Raw genomic sequence first — 21,684 nt, 5'->3', positions numbered from 1 at the left:
CCTATATTATTGTATTTACACGTGTAGAACCCATGATAATAATAGATACAACACTAATTTGCATAAGCCGTTTGTTATTAGCTAGTTGCACTTCTTTTTCCTACACCGTAAACGTATCAGGTACTTATGAAAGACAATCAGGCAAAGCAGGTCATTTTAGTGGATGATGATCCTGACTATAGCTTCCTGGTTCAAGAGGTCATCAAAGCCTGTCGACCAGCTTGTGAGGTCAAGATTATTAACCGAGGGGATGAGCTGATGCCCTGGCTGGAAGCGAATGGACGACCTACCATTATTTTTCTGGACATCAATATGCCCGGCTGTAACGGCTTCGATGTTTTGAGTACGATTAAAGCCTCTTCCGACTACAAACAAATTCCGGTTGTGATGCTAAGCATATCTGCCCACAAAGGAGATATATTTAAGTCGTACACGATTGGCGCGAATGCCTATTTGATTAAACCCCTGACCTTTAAGGAATTGAGCAGACGGATCGAACTGTTAAGCGAGTACTGGTTCGATACGGTTCATAGTCTTGGCCCTTCCTGACCGGGGCTATTACCATGTGCCGGTGCGAATCGGCTGATAAAAGAAAAAAAGGTGCTGGTTAGTCTTAACCAGCACCTTTTGTGTCACTACCGGATCAGTGGCCAGCCAACGAATTTGACTGACGCCCCCTGCCCTATCTTCTCGCCATTAGAGATGTACTGTGTGCATTACCTCGCAGGCTACAGATATGGTTGAATAATCCGTGTCTGCGTCCGGGCAATGCGCTATCCGTTTACCTTCTGCCATGTCAGAGCCCGATTTAACTGATACGTTTGGCGATCGTTCGGCTCAATGCAGGCCAGTTGCACCCACCCATTCCCAAACAGTTTCTGCAATACCGGTTGCGCCTGAATAATGGCATCCAGTAGTGGACGGGGAGCATAGACAACCGTCAATAAACGCTGGGGCTTGTGATAGGCAAGCTCATCACTGGCGTAAACCGATTGCAAAGGCAGGCCCGTCATCAGGTCGCTGGCATTCCCCTGCATGATGCCGATCTTGCCGGTTATGTTCTGCGTTATTTTGCTGCCCCCGCCAAAGGCTACATTGTCCAGTGTAGAAAACAGGTACTGCGTATTGATCCACTCGGCGACGACCATAGGGGCCGTTAAAATCGTCGTGAGCGACGAGCCCGCCGGGTCCTGTGTGTAGTCGTATGAATGCAGAAAAGAGCGCCCCTGCAAATTAAGGGCCGAAGTCAGTTCACGCGGACCGACGATAAAAGCCGCATTACGTGCCAGTCCCCATTCGGGACGCACCTGAGCCCAATCCTGCGACCGCAGCCAGGTTTGCTGCGCCCCACCGCTATGATCCGCGTTTGTTTGCATCTGCTTGAGCCGCTCAAGGCTATTAGCCAGTCGGGCTTTTGCCAGATCCTGCGTCAACTTTTTACACGCTTCAGCTGCTTCATCGCCATAGAGAGTAACTTCGTCCGTAGTCGTATTGTGCTCAGCCGCGATAAAGCGGGTGGTATCTGGTATCGCAATCCCTTGCTTACCGAGATACGTTCTGACCTCCGTTTTATTCAGAATTCCCGCCAGGATACGGGCGTTCGGGGCTCCGTGTCGGCCGCCACAGGCTCCGCAGTCAAGCGCTGTGGCATAGGCGTTATTCTGGGTCGTGCTGCCATGGCCGCAGAAAACAACCATTGGAGCAAAATGATGGGTCAGTCCCATTACCCGCAACGCTCCTTCGGCATAAACGCACTGATCGGCCAGCGGGAGCGTATCCAGCGATGGGGCTACCGCCATCGGTTTTCGGATCGACTGGCTTACGCTGTGCTTGAGCCGCGATGCCAGACCGGGGGCCAGGCTGCGTAATCCCATCCAGGTGCCACTGGCCAGCCCCATACTTTCGACCAGCGCAAAGGGCGTCGTGAAGCTGTATTTCAGGGATTGATAGAGCTGCTTGAGCTTCCTCTGACGACCGTAGGCCGTACGATCCTGAACCTCTTCGGCCGGGCTACAGCAAGGCGATTCGTGAACTGTATGTTTAGGCGCGAGGAGCACTGGACAGGAGGCATGCGTTTCGCCCGTTACGGTGTCCGTAATCTGAACCGGGACGCCAAAGAAACCCGCAAAACCGAGCGTCTGGTAGTCGCCCGTAGCTTCCAGCGCCCGTCGAAAGGGTTCTGATCGAACATCGATGCAGAAGACAAGTTGAGCGTCGGGCGTACGGGCTTCGGTCAGCGGTTGGGCAGCCAGTTGCTGAAGCAGCGGCAGACGATACGTGTCTTCGGCCTGCTGAATATTTGCCAGTACGTCTGGTTTAGACTGAACCTGTTCAAGCACTTCCTGATGCCAGCCCAATAACACCTTCGCGTCCGGCCACAATAACTGGGTGATGATGAGCCGCATGGCTAGATAGTCGACCTGGGTTACCGGATGGGGATGGTTGGCATCGAGTCCCGCCCAGTCGGTACGGTACCGGATGTAGGCTGCCCAGCCCGGCAGTGTGGTGAGCAGCAGGGTTAGAAATTGCTCGTGTTCGGCAGGCGCAATACCAGCGCGCAGCAGATACAGTTGTATGGCCTGCACCGGATTTTCGGGCAGGGTGGTTAACCATGCCTTCTTTTGTTCATCGTTCTTATGTAAGCAGCCATCATGCAGGGCAAGCTGTCGCCAGGCAGCATATAACCCTTGCTGACGCAGGGGCATGGGCAGCGTTGCCTGACCATCATCAAAATACGCCTGTAGCCATTTGATGGTTTGACGATTGATGGCTTCCATCGGTTCCGGCAAAGAAGCCTGCTGAAAATAGGCACTGCCTAAGGGCAGCGCTTCTTCAATGGGTAAATCTTCGAACCCCTGGAGCGGGTTGACGGCAATCAGATTTTTCAGCGGCCAGAACGGCGCTATTAGCTTGAAACTTTGCGTCACCAGACCAGCTATGCGGGCTGTACCCAGCTTTTCTGCCAGTTGTACAAGTTGATCGTCTTCTTCGATTAAAATGGCCGTATCTACGACGGTTGTGTCCACGATGGTTGTATTCATGTTTGGAGGGATGGGCTTATTGATACTGATACTGGTTACGATGCGTAGTTATAGTGTCTGGATGTGGCTGGCTCGCATTGAGCGCCGTCACGTAGCCTTTCAACATCCAGTCGGGCGACGAGGCTGCTGTCTCAGGTGTTCGCAGGAAGAGTCTTGACAGCCAGGCCAGCGTCAGGGCCACTATGCCCGCCAGGTGGAAGCCATTCAGGGGTTGTGGTTGCATTAACGCCAACGGTGCCATAAACCAGGTAATCAGTTGGACGCTGCCACCATAAATTACCCCGAAGAGACCCGTACCGACCAAGGCCAGAGGCAGATTTCGCAACGGTTTCGACTGAAGCATCGGCAGGGCGAATTGACTGGCGGTCAGAAAAGCCACGATGATCAATACGAGTGTCGTGTCCCCGGCCATCCAGGCTTTACCACTCGAAACGGCGAAGCTAAAACTGCCGGTCAACCCGCACAGCAGAGCGCCGATAAAGGCAACCGGGCTGGGCGGATAGCCCTGGTCTACCCGTTTTTCCTTAGCGGCACTGCCACTAGACAGGAACAGGTACGCTTTGAACATACCATGCCAAACCAGATGGGCAACCGCAGCCGGGAAAAGGCCCAATCCGCACTGCACGAACATAAAGCCCATCTGCCCCATTGTGGAACAGGCCAGCATCCGTTTTACATCCGATTGCATGAGTTTCCATAAGGTGCCCAGCAGCGCGGTACAAAAGCCAATGACAACTACTACATTCAGCAGGGACGGACTTTGCAGATACAGCGGTGCAAATCGGGCAAGTAAGAACCCTCCTCCGTTGATCAGCCCGGCATGCATGATGGCCGAAACGGGCGTTGGCGAATTGAGTGAGCTAATCAGCCAGCGGTGAAAGGGCCAGATGGCCGACTGGGTCATGGCTCCAATCAGCAGAAGGCCCAGTGCCAGTAAGGTGGTTGAGGAAAGCACAGGCTGGTGAATGAGGGCCTGGATGCTGGTTTCTCCGGTTGCCGTATAAAACAGTACGAAGGCACTGGCTACACATAGGGCGCCCCAGACGAAGTTTTTTGTGGCCAGCAGCCCGGCGGCTTTGGCGGCTTTCCAGCTCGTTTTATAAATCATCAGGCGAACCAGCAACGCGTTACTCAGGCACCAGGCCATTAGCAGTAGCAGCAGATGATCCGCACTGACCATAATCATGACCGAACCGATCAGTACCGCAAGCCGTATGAAAAACTGTCGGTATTGCGTGTCCCCTTTCAGATATCGATAAGCAAAGCTGCCAACGCATAACCCAATGAAGACAACCAGCGCCATCATAGTTATGGACAGCCTGTCGATATGGAACAGCTTATCAGGTAAAAATAGATTCATCAGATCGTTTCTTTATAAGTTATCTTTGTTTCAGCGCTCAAATGTATTAGCTTTCCTAATATTAGAAAAACTCGAAATTCTAATACTTTACATTAGAAATTCTTATGAATATTGATACCATCGCTTTGCAGTGTTTTATTGCCGTTGCCGAAACGGGGAGTTTTACGAAAGCTGCCGAACGGGTAAGCCGCACCCAATCGGCAATTAGTCAGCAGATAACCAAGCTGGAGTACTTATTGGGGAAATCGTTGCTGGTGCGGGGTAAAGCCTTTACGCTGACGCCCGAAGGAGAAATTTTCCTGGGCTATGCACGTCGAATTTTTGCGCTTCACCGCGAAGCCCTCGACCGGTTTAAAGAACCTGATCTCGAAGGAGAAGTCCGATTTGGTCTTCCCGAGAATTTTGCCAGCGTGTATTTATCCGACGTACTGGCCGACTTTTCCCGTATTCATCCACGAATCCTGCTCAATATCGAATGCGACCTGACCCTCAATCTATTCGATCGCTTCAAACAGAACGAGTTTGATCTGGTACTGGTGAAGATGAACCGGCCGGAAGACTTCCCCAATGGTCTGGATGTATGGTCGGAACCGCTGCGGTGGGTGGGCGATGTCAATCTGGTTGACGCCCGGAAGCCGGTTCCGCTGGTGCTGGCCCCGCAGCCCTGCGTTTATCGAGCCTCGGCCATTCAGTCTTTACAGCAGGCGGGCCGGGCCTGGCGGCTCGTTTTTTCCAGCCCGAGTTATGCCGGGGCAGTAGCGGCTGTACGGGCAGGCATGGGCATTTCGGTGATGCCCCAGACTATGATTCCCGGCGATTTACAAGCCCTGGACGCTGTCTGGCTACCGAAGCTAGCCGATACGCATGTGTCCCTGATCAAACACACGGCAACCAACCCTGCCATTAATACGCTGGAAGAATTTGTCCTTCACAAATTGAAGCATTAAGGGAAGGCTATTAGTGAGTATACCTATTTGGGCTGTCTGGCTCCGGAAAGTATCCGGACGCTTAGCCGCGCCTAAAGCATGACAAAATCAAGCGTTATAACCGTCACTTGATCTAACACATGTTAGCCCGCATCCGTCACTTACCTTATTACGTGTATTGCATTTCTAAAGCCTGGAGGCTAGCGTAAATTTTAATTAGTTTTTTTATATTCATATCTATAATATTGTAAACAAAATATTTATTTTATGTAAAAAATATTAACTGTATACAATTCTAGAATCTGGTCTATTTATGGAAAAACGCACGATATCTCAGCTGTTGACCGTGTTACTGGTGGCAATAGCTTACAGACTTTTAGAGTCGACTTACATAGAAATGGGGGAGTTGTTGATAGGCTTAGTAGCTATGGTGAGTTTATCCCTATTATCCGTACTAGTATATGCGCTTAAAAACAAGGAATCGGCTCATTCAAGGAAAGATAAAAATATAACGAAACCAATAGGCGTATTTAAATAAAGCGCAAATTGATTACGCTTATAGTAAGAGCGGTTAACTGACAAAAGCCTGGTGGTTGCTAGGCTTTTGTCAGTTAACCGCTCTTACATCAAATTGCATTAACTGCCTGTTGTAAAGGGGCATTGGCTGAGTGGGGGTAACATTAAAGCAGGACGGCGGATCAGTAGCCACTCACCTAAATGAGGGCTTTTTTTATAACTTCAACCCGTAGTGCCGAGGTAGGCATCATCCGTACCCTTACCCATTTGACCCATTTATGGCAACTTTACGAACTCAGTTCATCGTCCTACTTGGCTGTTTACTAGCCTGTCAGGGCCTGGCTCAGCAATCAACTTCTACCGATCAGCGGTTGCAATGGTGGCGCGATGCCCGCCTTAGTCTTTTTGTTCACTGGGGTCCTGTCAGCCGAATCGGGAAAGAAATCAGCTGGTCGCGGCAGGCTTATGGTCCGGCCCGATACGATTCACTCTACCGCCAGTTTAACCCCACCCAATTCAACGCCCGTCAGTGGGTGAAGATGGCTAAAGACAATGGGTTCAAACAGATTGTGCTAACCGCCAAACACCATGATGGCTTTTGTCTGTGGAGCACGAATACGACAACCTACAATATCATGCAGTCACCCTTTGGCCGGGATGTTTGCAAGGAACTGGCCGAGGCTGCCCACGAAGCGGGCTTACCCATTGGGTGGTATTTCTCCGTTGCCGACTGGAAAGACCCCGATTGCCGAAATCCGAAAACCAACGGGGTGTTTGTAGAGCGTATGATGAATCAGGTACGTGAACTGCTGACCAACTATGGCAAAATCAGCGTACTCTGGATCGATTATGAAGGCGCCCCCAGCCCCACGCATCCCAAACCAGTGTATGAACTGGCCCGGCGTTTACAACCCGGAATCATCATCAATAACCGACTGGAGCCGTTCAACCCCGACGAGTCTCACGCGCGCGTTGGCCCTTATGCTGATTACGCGACGCCCGAAGGCTTTGTGGCTGGATACGGCACGGTACCCTGGGAAACCTGTACCAATATGGGGAACCAGTGGGCCTGGAAATTTGGCGATTCCCCCCGTCCGTTACCCGAATGTATACAAACCCTGCTCCGGTGCATTGGCGGCAACGGGAATCTGTTGTTCAATATCGGCCCCGACAGCACGGGCGTGTTCCCGGCTTCGTTTATAGCGCGTACCAACGAAATGGGCGACTGGATAAGCCGCCACAGCGAAGCCATTTACAAAACACGGGGAGGGCCTTACACGCCTGGCAAACAGTATGTAAGCGCTTACCGGGGCAATACGGTGTATGTATATCTGTTCCCGGACGCACCGGCCAGCATCCGGTTGCCCCATCTGCACGCGACCGTAAAAAGTGCCCGGCTGCTGAGCGGAAAGCCGGTTACCGTGGCTCACAAAGCCGATGGTCTGTACATCGACCTGCCATCCGGAAGCCGCGATCTGGTGGCCACGGTCGTTGCTCTGACGCTTGACAGACCGGCCGCAACCCTGACGCCTATCATGCCGTTTTCGACGAGTAACGCCCTTTCTTACGCCCGGAACGTCCGGGCGTCGAGCGCCGTTGGCAAATTTTTGCACGATGCAACGGCCGCCGTCGATGATAACCCGAATACACACTGGAAAATGGGTCGTCGGACCGACGTGAATTTTGATGCGTATTACGGTAGCCGGATAAACTACCAGTCGGATACCTGTATGAATTTATTTCAGCACACCGGCTGGCTTGAAGTTGACCTGGGCAAACCTCAAACTGTGAATCGGGTGGCAGTTAGTGAACTCAATTATCCAAAGTCAAAAATAAATGCGTTTTCTATACAGTACGAAAAAGCGGGCAACTGGGTAACGGTAGCTCAGGATACAGAAATGGGCAACTGGTCGAAAGTCATTAGCCCGGTACTGGCCCGCAAGTTTCGGCTGGTTATCGAAGACTCGAAGGGCTTGCCCGGCATTCGGGAGTTCCAATTGTTTGGTGACGTAGTAAAGAATTGAACAGGTCTGCCAGCGCAATCGGTCATTGGTCACTCGAGTGCGGAAAACGGTCAACCAGATTGCCTGGGTAGCCCGGACGTCCATGTCCGGGCTACCCAGGTCCTACCGTCCGAACTTCAGCGTCGTGCCGATCCGGAAACCCAGTCCCTGGTATTTGGCGTCCTGCCATTGCGAAATAACTTCAACCCGGAAGAACGGCAGCACCTGCGGAATCAGACCATCCAGACCATAGCCCACTTCGGTATAGTTCTCCGATGCCGGTGTGTAGAGGTAATGCACGAACAGATTTTCTTTCAGGCCGAGCAGCCGGACCACCGTTAGCTGCGTCACAAAAAACTTACGAAACTCGGCCAGCACATGGGCTTCGGCAAAGCGTTTAGCTGTGCTGTACTGGTAATACGGCAACAGTCGGTAAGTCGATACCACATCGCCCTGCTGGAAGAAAAACTGATTTCCTTCGAAGTGCTTGAAGTCCGGAAAATAAACCCGCCGGTCGTTTAGAAAAGAACCGGCGCTGAGCTTATAATTCAACCGGCTGCGAATGCCCGTCTCGAACGAGTGGCTGATACTGGCTTGTAAAAAATCATAGTCGACATCCTGCATGCCTTTTCGATAGTTCAGCGTCAGCAGGGGCGCATCGTTATCCCGCCGGGCAATTCGCCGACCGTTGCGGATGGTGTACTGTGTAGCACCTAGTTTTGCCGAAGCAGTCAGGTTCAGCAACAGAGCATTATGCGTTGGGAAAGCAGTCGTTTCCACCTCCGCGTTATCCGGGCGGTTGGCTGTAAACGTCCGCCCCCGCCAGTTGATCCACGGCTTGAGGTCCTCCCGATAATTGGCCAGTTCGGAACGCTGGGCGTATTCCAGACTACCGGTCAACGAAATACGTTCTTTGAACGGAGAGGCCGTCACGGTCAGGTTCAGGAAGTCTTTCTGGTAAAGTTTTGCAAAATTCTGTTCGAATAACAGCGTCGTCAGCGTATTCAGAAATGGGCTGATCGGGTTGTCCGGGTTGTACTGGTAGAGATAACGCCCACCCGACACGCTGACTTTTGTGCTTTTGTATTGATAACTTCCCAATCCGTACCCAACAATCGCCTTACGGCCGAATTGATACCGCCCGGTACCGCCAATGTTCCACTCCCCCAACGGAATTTGCCGAAACCGATTCACCGAATCGACTTTGGCCCGGTAACGCAGGTTCAAGGCGCCTTCTACCGTGTAGCCCTCAACGGTATTGTATTCGATGCGTTCCAGCGGACTGGTGTAGATCAGCGAGCTCTGTTTGGTAAGCCGCCAGGTGTGCCCGCTCAGCAGTTGACCTAGTGAAAATTTATTGGGCGACTTTTTCTTGTTCGCCGACGCAAGGCTGTCGCGCTTCACGCTATCCGCCTTCGTAAGCACCTTTATTTCTTTGACCAAACCCAGGCTATCTGCTTTTCGGTAGCTCTTGATTTCGGCCGTCGTCAGCGGCACCGAACGCAGTGAATCCCAGAACACATTGGAGCGTTTGCGTGCCAGCGAGTCAATAACCAGCGAATCATCGCGCACCACCGTAACGTCTTCTTTCCGGTTCTTACGGGCCTGTTTCTCCTGCTTTTCGTATTCTTTGACCATCTGTCGCAGGTTTTTGGTCGAAAACTCCTTTTGTTTCTTCACCAGCTCATCCATATTCCGGCCCTTAATTTCGCCTTTGGATAAGGTTTGGGTGGGTGGGGCTTTCTTCTCGTCGGCCACTTCAATATCCTCAACAAATGCCGGGTTGACAATAAACTCGCTAAAGGTCAGGTTTCGGATGTAATAGCCCGTCGCTTTAACGCCCAGGTACGAACCTTTGCCTTCATACCGCTGGTTGGTTGGCATCCAGACGCCCTGAATGGGGGTGCAGATATGCCGTACTGTGATCGACACGCCAATGTTATTGACCGTCTCCAGTTGCAGGCTATGAATGGCCCAGGTGTTTTCCAGAATGTAAATTGTGCCTCGAAAAACACCCTCACCGTATTGACGCGGAATCACCTGGATTTTGCTCACCTCTACCCCACCCGGCTCCCGAAAGGTGCCTTTGTACTCGAATTTGTAATAGGCAAACGCTTTGGGCGATAACGGCGACACCGCCCCGGCAATGGTTGGACTGTAAAAACTGGCATTATAAAACTGGTTCGGACTGAGAAAATCGCCCTGCGAATTCCGGTTGGCAATGATCCGCTGCCGGTAGGTATTGGGCTGGCTGAAGGTTACTTCGGCTACGGTTTCATTGAGCAGGGGAACACCCACTTTAAAGTTAGCTTCTTTTTCGGCCTCTTTCAGTTGCTTTCGAAAGGCCATTTCGGCCAGATTCGGCAGATCAATAACGGTAAACGACGACTTGGTATACACCCGCGCCTTGAAGCGCTGTACCTGCAGTTGGTGGAACCGACTTTTGGCAATAGCCCGGCGCATGATGGTATAGGCCGGGTCTTCGTTACCCGCCTTGGTCTGCACCTCGGCCAGCCGGAGCGCCTGTTCTTCCAGGGTGGCATCCAGCGTTGTAAAGCCCGTTCCGATCTCAACGGGTTTCTGTATGGTCTGGAAACCCAGATATTGGAAGGCAATGTTGTATTTGCCCGGTGCCAGGACAATCTCATACCGACCTTCGGCATTGGTAATCGTACCCGTAGACTTAGCAGACGCGTCGGTGCCTTTGACAATCACAGCCGCAAACGGAAGCACATCGCCCTGCGTATTTTTAACGGTCCCGCGCAGGCCGGTTGTCCCTGTTTGGGCAAATATTGATAGCGAATAAAGACAGGCAATGACTAACAGTAATGTAGACTTCATGAAGCGTGAGTTGACAAGTGTACGAAAGTACATGGTAAACGGAGAGTAGAGCCTCTTTTTTATACGATTTATCAATTTCCATTGACAACCTGGTAAATGCCTACTCTAAAGGCAAGATGCACATGGAAAGGGAAACGTTGTCTGCCTTTCTGTTAAAAATCTTTAACGCCTTTATGTATCTTGCCCCAAACTGTTGATACCCTGAACGCTATGCTCCGATCAGTACACTTCCTGATAAAATTATTCACATTTTCGCTTATCCTGTGCACCGCCTATGCACAAAGCCCTTCCCCATCTACTATTTTATCCGAACGCGACCGCTCAAGGGTGATCGACGAAATTCTGGACGACCGCTTCACCAATTTTCTGCCTCAGCTTATGCGTCGCGAGGGTATCGATATGTGGGTGATCATCTCCCGCGAATACAACGAAGACCCCGTTTTGCGAACCATGCTGCCCAGCACGTGGCTCTCGGCTCGTCGGCGGACAATCATCGTTTTCTTCGATAACGGGAAGGAAGTTGAAAAGCTGGCCATTGCCCGTTACGATGTGGGCAACCTGCTGAAAGGCGCCTGGGATATCGACGTTCGACCGAATCAGTGGGAAGCATTGGCGAAGATTATTGAAGACCGAAAGCCGAAGAAAATTGGTCTGAACATGTCGACCAATTACGGCCACGCCGACGGGCTTTCATTCTCGGAGCATGAAGAGTTCGTCAAAAAACTCCCCGGCGATTACCAAAAACGCATTGTTTCAGCCGAGAAAGTAGCCGTTGGCTGGCTCGAAACGCGGACGGAAAAGGAGATGGCCATTTACCCGCTCATCTGCCGCCTGTCGCACCAAATCATTCAGGAAGGTTTCTCGGAGCAGGTGATCCAGCCGGGCGTGACCACAACCGACGATGTGGTCTGGTGGTTTCGGCAGCGCATTACCAACCTGGGACTCGACACCTGGTTTCATCCAACAGTCGATGTGCAACGAGCCGACGACACAGATTTTAATCACCTCCGGACCTTCTCCAAACGCCCCGACAAGCAGGTCATTATGCCCGGCGATTTGATCCACGTCGATTTCGGCATCACCTACCTGCGCCTGAACACCGACCAGCAGCAACACGCCTACATCCTGCGCCCCGGCGAAACCGACGTTCCCGAATCCATCAAAGCCGCGTTCAAACAGGGGAATCGGTTACAGGAAATCCTGACCGAGCAGTTCAGCGCGGGCAAAACCGGCAATCAGATGCTATTGGCGGCTCTGGAGCAGTCGAAAAAAGAAGGAATTAACGGCACCATTTACTCGCACCCCATCGGTGTGCATGGGCACGCGGCCGGGCCAACGATTGGTTTGTGGGATCAACAGAAGGGTGTTCCCGGCCCCGGCGACTATCCGTTATTAGCCAACACCGCCTACTCCATCGAACTCAATGCCGCCGTGGAAATTCCGGAATGGAAAAAAGTAGTGCGCATCATGCTCGAAGAAGACGGCTTTTTCGATGGCAAATCCTTCCGCTACATCGACGGTCGGCAAACGGAGATTTATACCATTCCGAGGAAATTAGGGTATGTAAAGTAAAGACGCAAAGGATGGTGCGTCTCTACTTTACATTTACCGACGCACCATCCCTTACCTCCTCGGTGGCCGATGTGATCAGTTTGTCGCCTTCGTTGACGGCACCGAATATCTCAATTTTATTATCGGCTTCCAGTCCTTTCTTGACGGGTACCCACTCCGCTTTCTGGTTGTTGACGCGGATGACAAAGACACCCGTCGAGGAGTTGACAATGGCGGATTTAGGCACGACGAACGTGCTCGTTTTGGCCGGTAAGGGCAGATCGACTTCGGCAACCATGCCGGGCAGCAACTTTCGGTCGTTGTTCACAACATCCACTTCGACCCGCTCAGCACGCAGACGCTTGTCCAGCGCACCGGAAAGGCGTTTTATCTGGCCCGTAAATTTCTTATCCGGGAAGGTCTTGACGGTGAAACTCACGGCGTCATTCTGGTCGACATAACCGGTATACGCTTCCGGTACGGAGATCACCAGACGCAGTCGCTTCTGTTCGGTCAGCACAAACAGCGGGAATTCGGACCCTTTGCCCGATGGTCCGATGTACGCACCGGTACTGGCGTTGCGGGCGCTGATAATTCCATTGAAGGGGGCCCTGATTTCGAGGTACTTCTTCAAATCAGCCACTTCGCGATAAGCCGATTTGGCGGCATCCAGCTGTGCCAGATCGGCATTACGCCGGGCTAAGGCCAGATCGACGTCGTTCTTCGATACAGCTCCGGAAAATTTACTGGCTTCGAGCACCCGCTCGTAATTGGCCCCGCTACCGATAGATGTGGCTTCCTGCGCTTTCAGTCGCGACTCCGCCGATGTTAGTTGGGCACTCAGTTCGGGAGCTTCGGCCAGGGCCAGTAACTGGCCTTGTTTTACCTCGGAGCCTACATCTACGTGCAGCGATTTGATAAAGCCACTCACTTTAGCGTAAATATCTACGTCACGAAACGCAACCAGCTCGCCGGGGATGTGCAATGACGAAGCCAGTTTACCCTTCGACAGCGGAAACGTTTCCAGCGCTGCCGGAGCTTCGGGTTTTTCTGCTTCCTCTTTCGCTTCTGCCTTACTTTCGGAAGATTGACAATTCGTTAACGTAATGGCCAGCAACAAACTGCCTGTCAGCACAAGCAGCCTGCGTACCGGTTTATTTAGTGACGGTTTCATACGAGGGGGAAATGTAATATTTACTGTCTTTATCTTCGGGATCGAGCGATACCGATTCGGTTGAGGTTTTGCCCTGTACCCAGGCAAAGGCCAGTGGCAGGATGAACAGGGCCGCGAAGGTCGAAGCAATCAGACCACCAATAACGGCCCGGCCCAGCGGAGCCGACTGCGACCCACCTTCACCCAGGCCCGACGCCATCGGGATCATGCCCACCACCATCGCCACACTGGTCATAAGAATAGGGCGCATCCGCAGTGAGGCCGCTTCCCGAGCCGCCAGCAGCGCGTTGCCATTTCGCATCCGCAATTCCTCGGCATTGGTCACCATGAGTACGGCGTTGGAAATCGACACCCCCACCGACATGATCATGCCCATGTATGATTGCAGGTTGAGCGTTGAGCCGGTCAGCATCAGCAGCACCAGCGAGCCTACCAGTACGGCAGGTACTGTACACAGCACCACCAGCGATACTTTGAACGATTGGAAATTTGCTGCCAGCATCAGGAAAATAACCACAATGGCGGTTATCAGGCCCGTTTGCAGACTATCGAGCGTGTCGATGAGCACCTGGGTCAGCCCCTGCATTTTCACCGTCAGTCCACGGGGTAGTTCACCCAGCGAGTCGATGGCTTTCTGAACGTCACGGGCGGCTGTACCCAGGTCAATATCATTCAGGTTAGCCGTTACCGACAGTACCGGTATGGCTCCGATATTATCGTTTTCACCGTAGGTAGTGCCCTCCTGCAAGGTCGCCACGTCGCTGAGCACCGGGCGGTTCGAATTAGGCAGAATGGGAATTTCGCCCAGGTCGTTCACGCTGGTCATCCGGTTTTCGGGAACCTGCACCTGAACGGTGTAGGTCTGGCTTGATTTAGGGTCGATCCAGACGCTTTTCTCAGTATAACGGGATGATGACGTAGCGGCAATCAACGAGCGCGAAATGGCCGATATATCCGTACCGAGTTGAGCCGCCCGTGTCCGGTCGATGTTCACGTTGATGGCCGGGGATTTTGTAGCCTGACCAATCTGCACATCTCGCAGGTACGGAATCTTGTTCAGTTTGGCAATGACCTTGTTGGCGTACTCCTCGTTCTGCTGTTTGTTCTTACCCGAAAGCTTCACCTCAATAGGCGTGGGCGACCCCTGACTAAGAATCTTATCGGTCAACTCAATGGGTTCGAAAGAGAGTTTCACGCCCGGCAGCGCTTTCTTCATGCTGGCCCTGAATTTATCTTTCAACTCGTCCAGATCAACATCGTAATCGTCTTTCAGGCTCACCTGCAAAACACCTTCCTGCGGTCCGGCCATGAACAGGTAAATGGGGCTCGTTGAGAACTGAGCCCCGTGCATACCCACCATCGCGGACGTAATTTCGATGTTTTCCTTGCCAACCATTTTGTTCAGCACGTCGATGGTCTTGAGCATGGTGGCTTCCGTCTTCTCTAAACGGGTACCGTCAGGATTCCGCAGTCGAACCTGGAACTGCCCCCCACCCGCTTTAGGCAGTACATCGCGCCCGATAGAGTTGATCAGCACAAAGGCCACCGCCAGCGCACCGACCACATAGACGCCTACGATGACTTTGCGGTACGGCAACATCCGCCCGATAAACCGCACAAAACGGGCCCGTACGCGCTCAAAAAAGCTGATTTTACCATCATTATTCAGGTCAATCCGGTGCGCTATTTTCGTCTTCTCCTGCAATATGTCATCCTGGCTGTGTTTGCCATTGACGGCCGCTTTTCCATTTCCGTTGACAGCTATTACGTGCCCATTGACCGGTTCTGGCTTACTGGCTTTCCCATTGCTGGCGGGATGGTGTTCCTTCATCATCCAGTTGGCCAGTACCGGCACCAGCGTTTGCGCCATCAGGTACGACGTCACCATAGAGAAGCCAATGGCCAGTGCCAGCGGCAGGAACAACGCCCCCGGAATACCCGTCATCGTGAAAGCCGGGGCAAATACGGCCAGAATACAGAACAGGATCAGCAGTTTCGAGAAGGCGATTTCTTTACAGGCATCCCAGATGGCCAGCGCCTTTGGTTTGCCCATATCCATGTGCTGGTGAATGTTCTCAATCGTTACTGTACTCTCATCGACCAGAATCCCGATAGCCAGCGAAAGGCCACTCAGGGTCATAATATTGATCGTCTGCCCGAACAGCGACAGGAACAGAACGCCGGAAATAATACAGGTTGGAATGGTGATGATCACGATCAGTGCCCCCCGCACATCGCCGAGGAAGAGCAGCACCATCAACCCCGTCAGGATAGCCCCGATGGCCCCTTCGGTCATCAGACTTTCGACCGCGTTGATCACATAGACCGACTGGTCGAAGGTGTAGGTCAGCTTCACATCTTCGGGCAGGAGGGCCTGAAAACGAGGCAGGGCGGCTTTCAGATTTTGCACCACCTCCCAGGTCGATGCATCCGCCGACTTGGTGATGGGCAGGTACACGGAGCGTTTTCCGTTCACGAGCACATACCCCTGTGTGATATCGGCGCCATCCTCAATGGTGGCTACATCTTTCAGATACAGGTTTTGAACGGTTCCGGTATACAGCGGAATATCACCGAAATCCTGAATATTTTTGACGGTGGTATTGGCAGGCGTAAAATAATTGAAGTCGCCAATACGCACGTTCCCCGCCGGGGTTGCCTGGTTATTGATCCGCAGGGCGGCCACCAACTGATCGGGCGTCAGGTTGTGCGACCGCAGTAATTCCGGGTCGGCTTTGATGACAATAGACCGGGCGTTACCGCCAAAAGGAGCGGGCGACACCAGTCCCGGAATGGACGTAAAGCCCGAGCGAATATAGACGTTGGCTAAATCCTGTAACTCATTGTTGGTCCGTTGCGGACTGCTCAATACTAACTGCCCGACCGGCAGCGTAGAGGCATCAAAACGGAGAATAAACGGCGGCTGCGAACCCGGCGGAAAGCTGGACTGCGCCCGGTTCGAATAGGCCGACACCTCCGCAGCCGCCTGGGCCATATTGGTACCTTCGTAGAAAGACAGCTTCAGGAGCGTGATGCCTTGGATGTTCTTCGTCTCAATGCTTTTCACCCCCGATACATACAGCAGCAGGTTAACGTATTGTTTCCCGAAAAACGACTCCATCTGGTTTGGCGTATAGCCGCCAAACGGTTGGGAAATATAAATAACCGGCAGATTCAGGTTCGGAAATATGTCAATCTTAATCGTGCGAACTGCACCTATACCGAAGTAAAACAGGCTGGCTACGAGCACCAAAATAGTAATTGGCTTTCGTAACGCAGAGCGGATCAAATTCATATTAAATTAAAATCATTTTAAATGAATAACGTTGTTGAGCCAGTTCGTCAATTCCTTCCCTGCAACTCGTTGGCTGATCGAAAGCAAAATCGAATAAAACCCAATTTTTTCCACAATACATCACATAGAGCGGTATATTATACTGAAAGTTAAGGATTTTATACGATACTACTTCAGTCTGCTTCCTCCCCTTTAGAGGCTTTTAATGACCATTTTCTACTATAAAATCATAGACATACTTTCTACTCAGGTTACTCTATAAGTAAAAACCCTTAGCGCATCTAAAGCCCTTTTCAGCTTGAAATAGCGCATAAATGAAGTGCCGTAGCTGATTTACGTTATAGCATTACCAACTGAGTTTTTGTCATGCTGACGCAGGAAGCATCTTCGGTAACCCGGTTAAAGCAGCCCCCCGAAGATGCTTCCTGCGTCAGCATGGCAAAAATCAATTCACTTTCTTTTACTGAGTTACCGGTAAGGCTTAATAGCAGCCAGGCAACCTATGTTATCACACCAACCTCAACACTTATCTTCAGCTGGTAACAGCAAAAAAAAAGTGCCGGGTTAGTTAACCCGACACGCTTATAAATACTAATCCAGAAATTGACTACGCCAGGCGGTTGATACAGTTCAAATCTTCGAACGCAATTTTCAGACGTTGTACCATGCTCTCTTCGCCTTTACGCAGCCACACGCGTGGATCGTAGTATTTTTTGTTTGGCGAATCGGCACCTTCGGGGTTACCCAGCTGCGATTGCAGATAACCCTCTTTCGACTTGTAGTATTTCAGGATACCTTCCCACATGGCCCATTGCATGTCGGTGTCGAGGTTCATTTTCACGGCACCGTAGCGGATGGCTTCCCGGATTTCTTCGCGGCTGGAACCCGATCCACCGTGGAATACGAAATTGACCGGCAGCGGTCCCGTGTTGTATTTCTCCTGAATGAATTTCTGCGAATTGTCCAGAATGATTGGCGACAGCTTCACGTTGCCCGGCTTATATACACCGTGTACGTTACCAAAAGCAGCGGCAATTGTGAAGTTCGGCGAAATTTTGCTCAGTTCTTCGTAGGCATAAGCCACTTCAGATGGCTGCGTGTACAGTTTCGAATCATCAACGTCTGTATTATCGACGCCATCTTCTTCACCACCCGTTACACCCAGTTCAATTTCGAGCGTCATGCCGATTTTGGCCATGCGCTCAAAGTATTTCGAGCAGATTTCGATGTTCTCTTCGATCGGCTCTTCCGAGAGGTCGAGCATGTGCGAGGAGTACAGCGGCTTACCCGTTTGGTCAAAATGCTTTTCACCAGCGGTCAAAAGACCATCAATCCAGGGAAGCAGTTTTTTGGCGCAGTGGTCGGTATGCAGAATCACGGGCACACCATACAGTTCAGCGATATGGTGAACGTGTAAAGCACCCGAAATTGAACCGGCAATGGCAGCCTGTTGCTTGTCGTTGGGCAGCGACTTACCAGCGTAAAAAATACCTCCACCGTTCGAGAACTGAACGATTACCGGAGAGTTAACCGCTTTTGCTGTTTCCAGTACGGCGTTGACGGAGTCCGTGCCAACAACATTGACGGCGGGAAGGGCGTAATCATTTTCGTTGGCGTGGCGAAAAATTTCGGCAACACCTTCGCCGGTCACAACGCCGGGAGCAAAACGGGTGGCTACTTCACTCATAATTGGGGTTAATTTTGGATTCGTTCAAGAAATAGTTTACCGAAAAAGAGGACGGTTAACCTATTTGGTTTCAGATGGTAAAGTTGGGGATATTGTAAAAAAAATACTAATCTTACGGACATGCTTCTTGGCTGATCGACCAATTAATATTTACCCAAAAACCCTTTTTCCACCAATTTTAGTCCTGTAAACTAACCCCTTAAATCTGTGAAAACCCTTTTCTTCTGCCCACTTTGGGGTATGGAAAACCTTGGTATGGCCGAAGCTGCCAGACGTGTGAAAGCCGCCGGATACGACGGTATGGAAATCTCGGCCGGACAAGACAAACGAAATGAAGCCGTTCAAATCACGCACGACCATGGCCTTCAGCTCATTCTCATGGCCTTCGGCGGTGGCCGTAACTTCAGCGAACACAAAAAGAAATACCAGGACGACCTGCTGGACATCGCCCGGTATAAACCCCTGTTCATCAACGCCCATACCGGTCACGACTACTTTACGTTTGAGCAGAACGTGGAATTGATCCAAGTAGCCATGGCTGTAGAAAAACAAACGGGCGTCCGAATTCTGCATGAAACGCACCGGGGCCGATTTTCGTACAGCGCCCCCGCTATTCAGTCCTACCTCCTCAAAGTACCGGAGCTACGCCTGACCGCCGATTACTCGCACTGGGTAAACGTAGCCGAATCCTATCTATCCGACCAGATAGAAAACGTGAACCGGGCCATTACCGTTAGTGATCATATTCATTGCCGCGTTGGACACCCCGAAGGACCACAGGTGAACGATCCGCGTGCACCGGAGTGGAAAGATGCCCTGGAAAGTCATGCCAAATGGTGGGACGCTATTCGCGACAGATTTCAAAAGGCGAACGCCCCTACCCTGACCGTCACCTGCGAATTCGGTCCGGCGGGGTACTTGCCAACGATTCCGTTCACCCAGCAACCCGTTGCCAGCCAGTGGGATATAAACGTATTTATGAAAGATTACCTGAAAAAACGCTGGCAGGTCTGATTTGTTTATACAGGCGGCCCAACAATAGCCGCCTGTATGAGGTATGATTTTTGTTACTTATTCTGATTAACTTCGTATAGCCTGAATTTAACCAGGTCGTCCGGTCGTAAATTCAACTCCATGCGTCTTGTCATATCCATCATCTGTCTGTCTCTGTTAGCCATTGGCGTCAGACCTGTGCGGGCGCAATTGGCACAGTCCATGCGGATCGAGATTCCATCGGACCCGAATGAAGCGGAATCATTTGACGTAACGCCCCTGGCCGAACGCGGGGTGCTGATGACCATCCGGACGGGCAGTTTTGTGGACAATACCCCGGTCAGGTTACACTTTCAGAAGTACGATATTAACCTTAAACCCATTTGGCGTACCGAATTCAAACAGGACCTCAAATACAAGCCGGTTAGTACCTATGAGTCTGGCCAATATGTATACCATCTCTTCCGGGAATACGACGGCAACCAGTACCAGTTCCTTCGGCTGCACTTGGATGATGGCGTAATTGAAACCTTCGAAGGTGAGCTCATTGACCAACTGGACGTGCATGAATTCAAGGTAATGGGGAGCCAGGCCTACGTAAGTGGCTTTCACCACGGTCGCCCGGTTGTTATGTCGTTCTCGTTTTTCGATCATACCGTGAAGGTTCTTCCCGGCTTGTATGCGAACCGAATGGAAATCAGCAGCCTCGAAATCGACGAAGCACGTCAGGAGGTCAACGTGCTGGTGCATTCCCTCCGGCGGCACTGCAAATTTTCGATCCGGACCTATAATTACGACAGCAAACTCCTGCGAACACTCGACTTCGACGGAGCGCAAAACAGCCTGATTTCCGGTAAGCTGTTGCCCGTTAATCAGCAGGAGTCCATCCTCGTTGGCAACTACTCGACGGACTGTACGCCGTATTCACAAGGTATTTACGTAGCGCGTATTCACCATAGTGAAGGTGGTAGTGTGTCTACTACAGAAACGATCAATGATATTCAGTACATCGAATTCTCACAGCTCCAGAACTTCTTCAATTACCTGAAACCCCACCGGCAGCAAAAGCTGCTGGCAAAGGCCCAGAAAAAGAAGGAAGAAGGCAAGGACTATAAATTTCGCTATCGATTACTGGTACACGACTTAAAACCCACCCCCGACGGCCTCACACTGGTTGCCGAAGTCTATTACCCCCAATACCGGGGCAGTACGCTGGCTTATGGCGGTTACCTGCGCGGGGGCGATCGTTATGAAGGCTTCCGCTATACACACGCCTTCATCTGCGGCTTCGACAAACAGGGAAAATTGCTGTGGGATAACTGCTTCCCCATTAAGGAACTGCTGAGCACCGAACTAACCGAGATGGTGCAGGTGTCGCATCAGCAGGATAAAATGGTGCTGGCTTACCCCAACGACGGCGAAATCACTACAGAAGTGATTCAGGGCAGTAAGGTTTTGAAAGAAACCGAGAAATTCAAACTGAAAACGAACGCTGAAAACGAGAAAGTAACGTTTTCGGCTCAGGACAACTTAATGGCCTGGTATGACCGGCATTTTATAGCCTGTGGCTTTCAGAAAATTGCGGCCACGAAAAGCGTGACGGCCGGTCAGCGGGAGGTATTCTACCTGAATAAGTTGACCTACAGCGAAGACAACTGTTCGTCGGAAACAGATAAGGCGACTAGTCGAAAAAACGCCGGATCAGGACGATGAGAAGATTCAGGACGATACTCACTACAATGCAGGTCACGATCGGAAAATAGAATCCGCCACCGTCCTTCCCGTCAATGCGAATATCGCCGGGCAGACGCCCCAGCCAATGCAGCTTATCGCCGAAAAGGTAAACCAGTATACCAACCAGTACGATTAAGGCTCCGATGAGAATGATGTATTTTCCGGCAGCAGGTGTCATAGGCTACTATTGATAAAAGTCAATTACATCTTAGAAACAAGCGAACGTATCCGGTCGTTTCTCAAATAAATACAATATTAGTAGAAGACCTCTTGCTTTTCAATAAACTTATTTGTACTTTTGCACCAGATTTTACAAGCGACATCCGTTCGCGTCTCTGTTTCTCTCCTTTTTTACGTGTTGAGTTAGGTCTGACAGAGCTTATGTACGGATGTACAGGATGGGTTTCTGTGTGGACGCTCCCGAGTGGGGCACTCGGAGTGAATTCTCTTGCGCGTGGGCTAATCGTCAAATGGTCGTACCGGTAGATCCGGTCGTTGTCTTTATCCCCCTTGAAGAGGTATGGGGTGATGGTCCTGTTGGGTCGTTGGGGCAGCTTGGTTCG

At 51.4% G+C, this 21,684-nt stretch carries 13 protein-coding genes; 6 read left to right on the top strand and 7 right to left on the bottom strand.

Annotation, left to right across the window (positions count from 1 at the left end):
• Positions 1-126: 126 nt before the first annotated feature.
• Positions 127-549: a response regulator gene (locus ACYVJM_RS15820; protein ID WP_461149199.1), complete on the top strand. Its 423-nt coding sequence runs from the start codon at positions 127-129 to the stop codon at positions 547-549.
• Between the two features lie 224 nt (positions 550-773).
• Here ACYVJM_RS15820 and ACYVJM_RS15815 read toward each other — a convergent pair whose 3' ends face one another.
• Both ACYVJM_RS15815 and ACYVJM_RS15810 read right to left on the bottom strand, forming a co-directional pair.
• Entirely contained in the window at positions 774-3,041 is a 2,268-nt protein-coding gene (locus tag ACYVJM_RS15815) for a DUF2309 domain-containing protein (protein ID WP_461149198.1), read from the bottom strand.
• Positions 3,042-3,057: 16 nt separating this feature from the next.
• Positions 3,058-4,401 (bottom strand): proton-conducting transporter transmembrane domain-containing protein, encoded by a 1,344-nt coding sequence (locus ACYVJM_RS15810; RefSeq protein WP_461149197.1) that lies wholly within the window; start codon positions 4,399-4,401, stop codon positions 3,058-3,060.
• Positions 4,402-4,505: 104 nt separating this feature from the next.
• Here ACYVJM_RS15810 and ACYVJM_RS15805 point away from each other — a divergent pair, with 104 nt between their 5' ends.
• Positions 4,506-5,348, top strand: coding sequence for a LysR substrate-binding domain-containing protein (locus ACYVJM_RS15805; protein ID WP_461149196.1), 843 nt, complete (start codon positions 4,506-4,508; stop codon positions 5,346-5,348).
• 773 nt (positions 5,349-6,121) lie between these two features.
• Positions 6,122-7,867 (top strand): alpha-L-fucosidase, encoded by a 1,746-nt coding sequence (locus ACYVJM_RS15800; protein ID WP_461149195.1) that lies wholly within the window; start codon positions 6,122-6,124, stop codon positions 7,865-7,867.
• 102 nt (positions 7,868-7,969) lie between these two features.
• Here ACYVJM_RS15800 and ACYVJM_RS15795 read toward each other — a convergent pair whose 3' ends face one another.
• Complete coding sequence (locus tag ACYVJM_RS15795; RefSeq protein ID WP_461149194.1) at positions 7,970-10,687, bottom strand: DUF5686 and carboxypeptidase regulatory-like domain-containing protein; 2,718 nt, start codon at positions 10,685-10,687, stop codon at positions 7,970-7,972.
• Between the two features lie 210 nt (positions 10,688-10,897).
• Between ACYVJM_RS15795 and ACYVJM_RS15790 the strand changes: the two genes are divergently transcribed.
• A complete protein-coding gene (locus ACYVJM_RS15790; RefSeq protein ID WP_461149193.1) occupies positions 10,898-12,259 on the top strand; it encodes a M24 family metallopeptidase in 1,362 nt (453 codons plus the stop codon).
• 22 nt (positions 12,260-12,281) lie between these two features.
• Here the strand turns inward: ACYVJM_RS15790 and ACYVJM_RS15785 are convergent, their stop codons facing one another.
• The 3 genes from ACYVJM_RS15785 to fbaA all read right to left on the bottom strand — a co-directional run bounded on the left by ACYVJM_RS15785 (position 12,282) and on the right by fbaA (position 18,394).
• A complete protein-coding gene (locus tag ACYVJM_RS15785; RefSeq protein WP_461149192.1) occupies positions 12,282-13,412 on the bottom strand; it encodes an efflux RND transporter periplasmic adaptor subunit in 1,131 nt (376 codons plus the stop codon).
• Positions 13,393-16,707, bottom strand: a complete 3,315-nt coding sequence (locus ACYVJM_RS15780) for an efflux RND transporter permease subunit (protein WP_461149191.1) — start codon at positions 16,705-16,707, stop codon at positions 13,393-13,395. Before ACYVJM_RS15780 ends, ACYVJM_RS15785 begins: the two co-directional genes overlap by 20 nt.
• A gap of 607 nt (positions 16,708-17,314) precedes the next feature.
• The gene (gene fbaA, locus ACYVJM_RS15775) at positions 17,315-18,394 is read right to left on the bottom strand and encodes a class II fructose-bisphosphate aldolase (protein WP_461149190.1); all 1,080 of its coding nucleotides are present in this window, start codon (positions 18,392-18,394) and stop codon (positions 17,315-17,317) included.
• A 207-nt stretch (positions 18,395-18,601) separates the two neighbouring features.
• Between fbaA and ACYVJM_RS15770 the strand changes: the two genes are divergently transcribed.
• The gene (locus ACYVJM_RS15770) at positions 18,602-19,408 is read left to right on the top strand and encodes a sugar phosphate isomerase/epimerase family protein (protein ID WP_461149189.1); all 807 of its coding nucleotides are present in this window, start codon (positions 18,602-18,604) and stop codon (positions 19,406-19,408) included.
• A 120-nt stretch (positions 19,409-19,528) separates the two neighbouring features.
• Positions 19,529-21,100 carry a hypothetical protein gene (locus tag ACYVJM_RS15765; protein WP_461149188.1) on the top strand — a complete coding sequence of 524 codons (1,572 nt, stop codon included), beginning with the start codon at positions 19,529-19,531 and terminating at the stop codon, positions 21,098-21,100.
• On the opposite strand, the gene ACYVJM_RS15760 is transcribed toward ACYVJM_RS15765, so the two are convergent.
• The gene (locus ACYVJM_RS15760) at positions 21,069-21,299 is read right to left on the bottom strand and encodes a DUF2905 domain-containing protein (RefSeq protein ID WP_461149187.1); all 231 of its coding nucleotides are present in this window, start codon (positions 21,297-21,299) and stop codon (positions 21,069-21,071) included. The two genes, ACYVJM_RS15765 and ACYVJM_RS15760, sit on opposite strands and share 32 nt — an antisense overlap.
• Between the last annotated feature and the right edge of the window lie 385 nt (positions 21,300-21,684).

The organism is Spirosoma pulveris (assembly GCF_054781875.1).
Note: the sequence above shows the minus strand (reverse complement) of the source record. Positions and strands in the feature narration are given on the sequence as shown.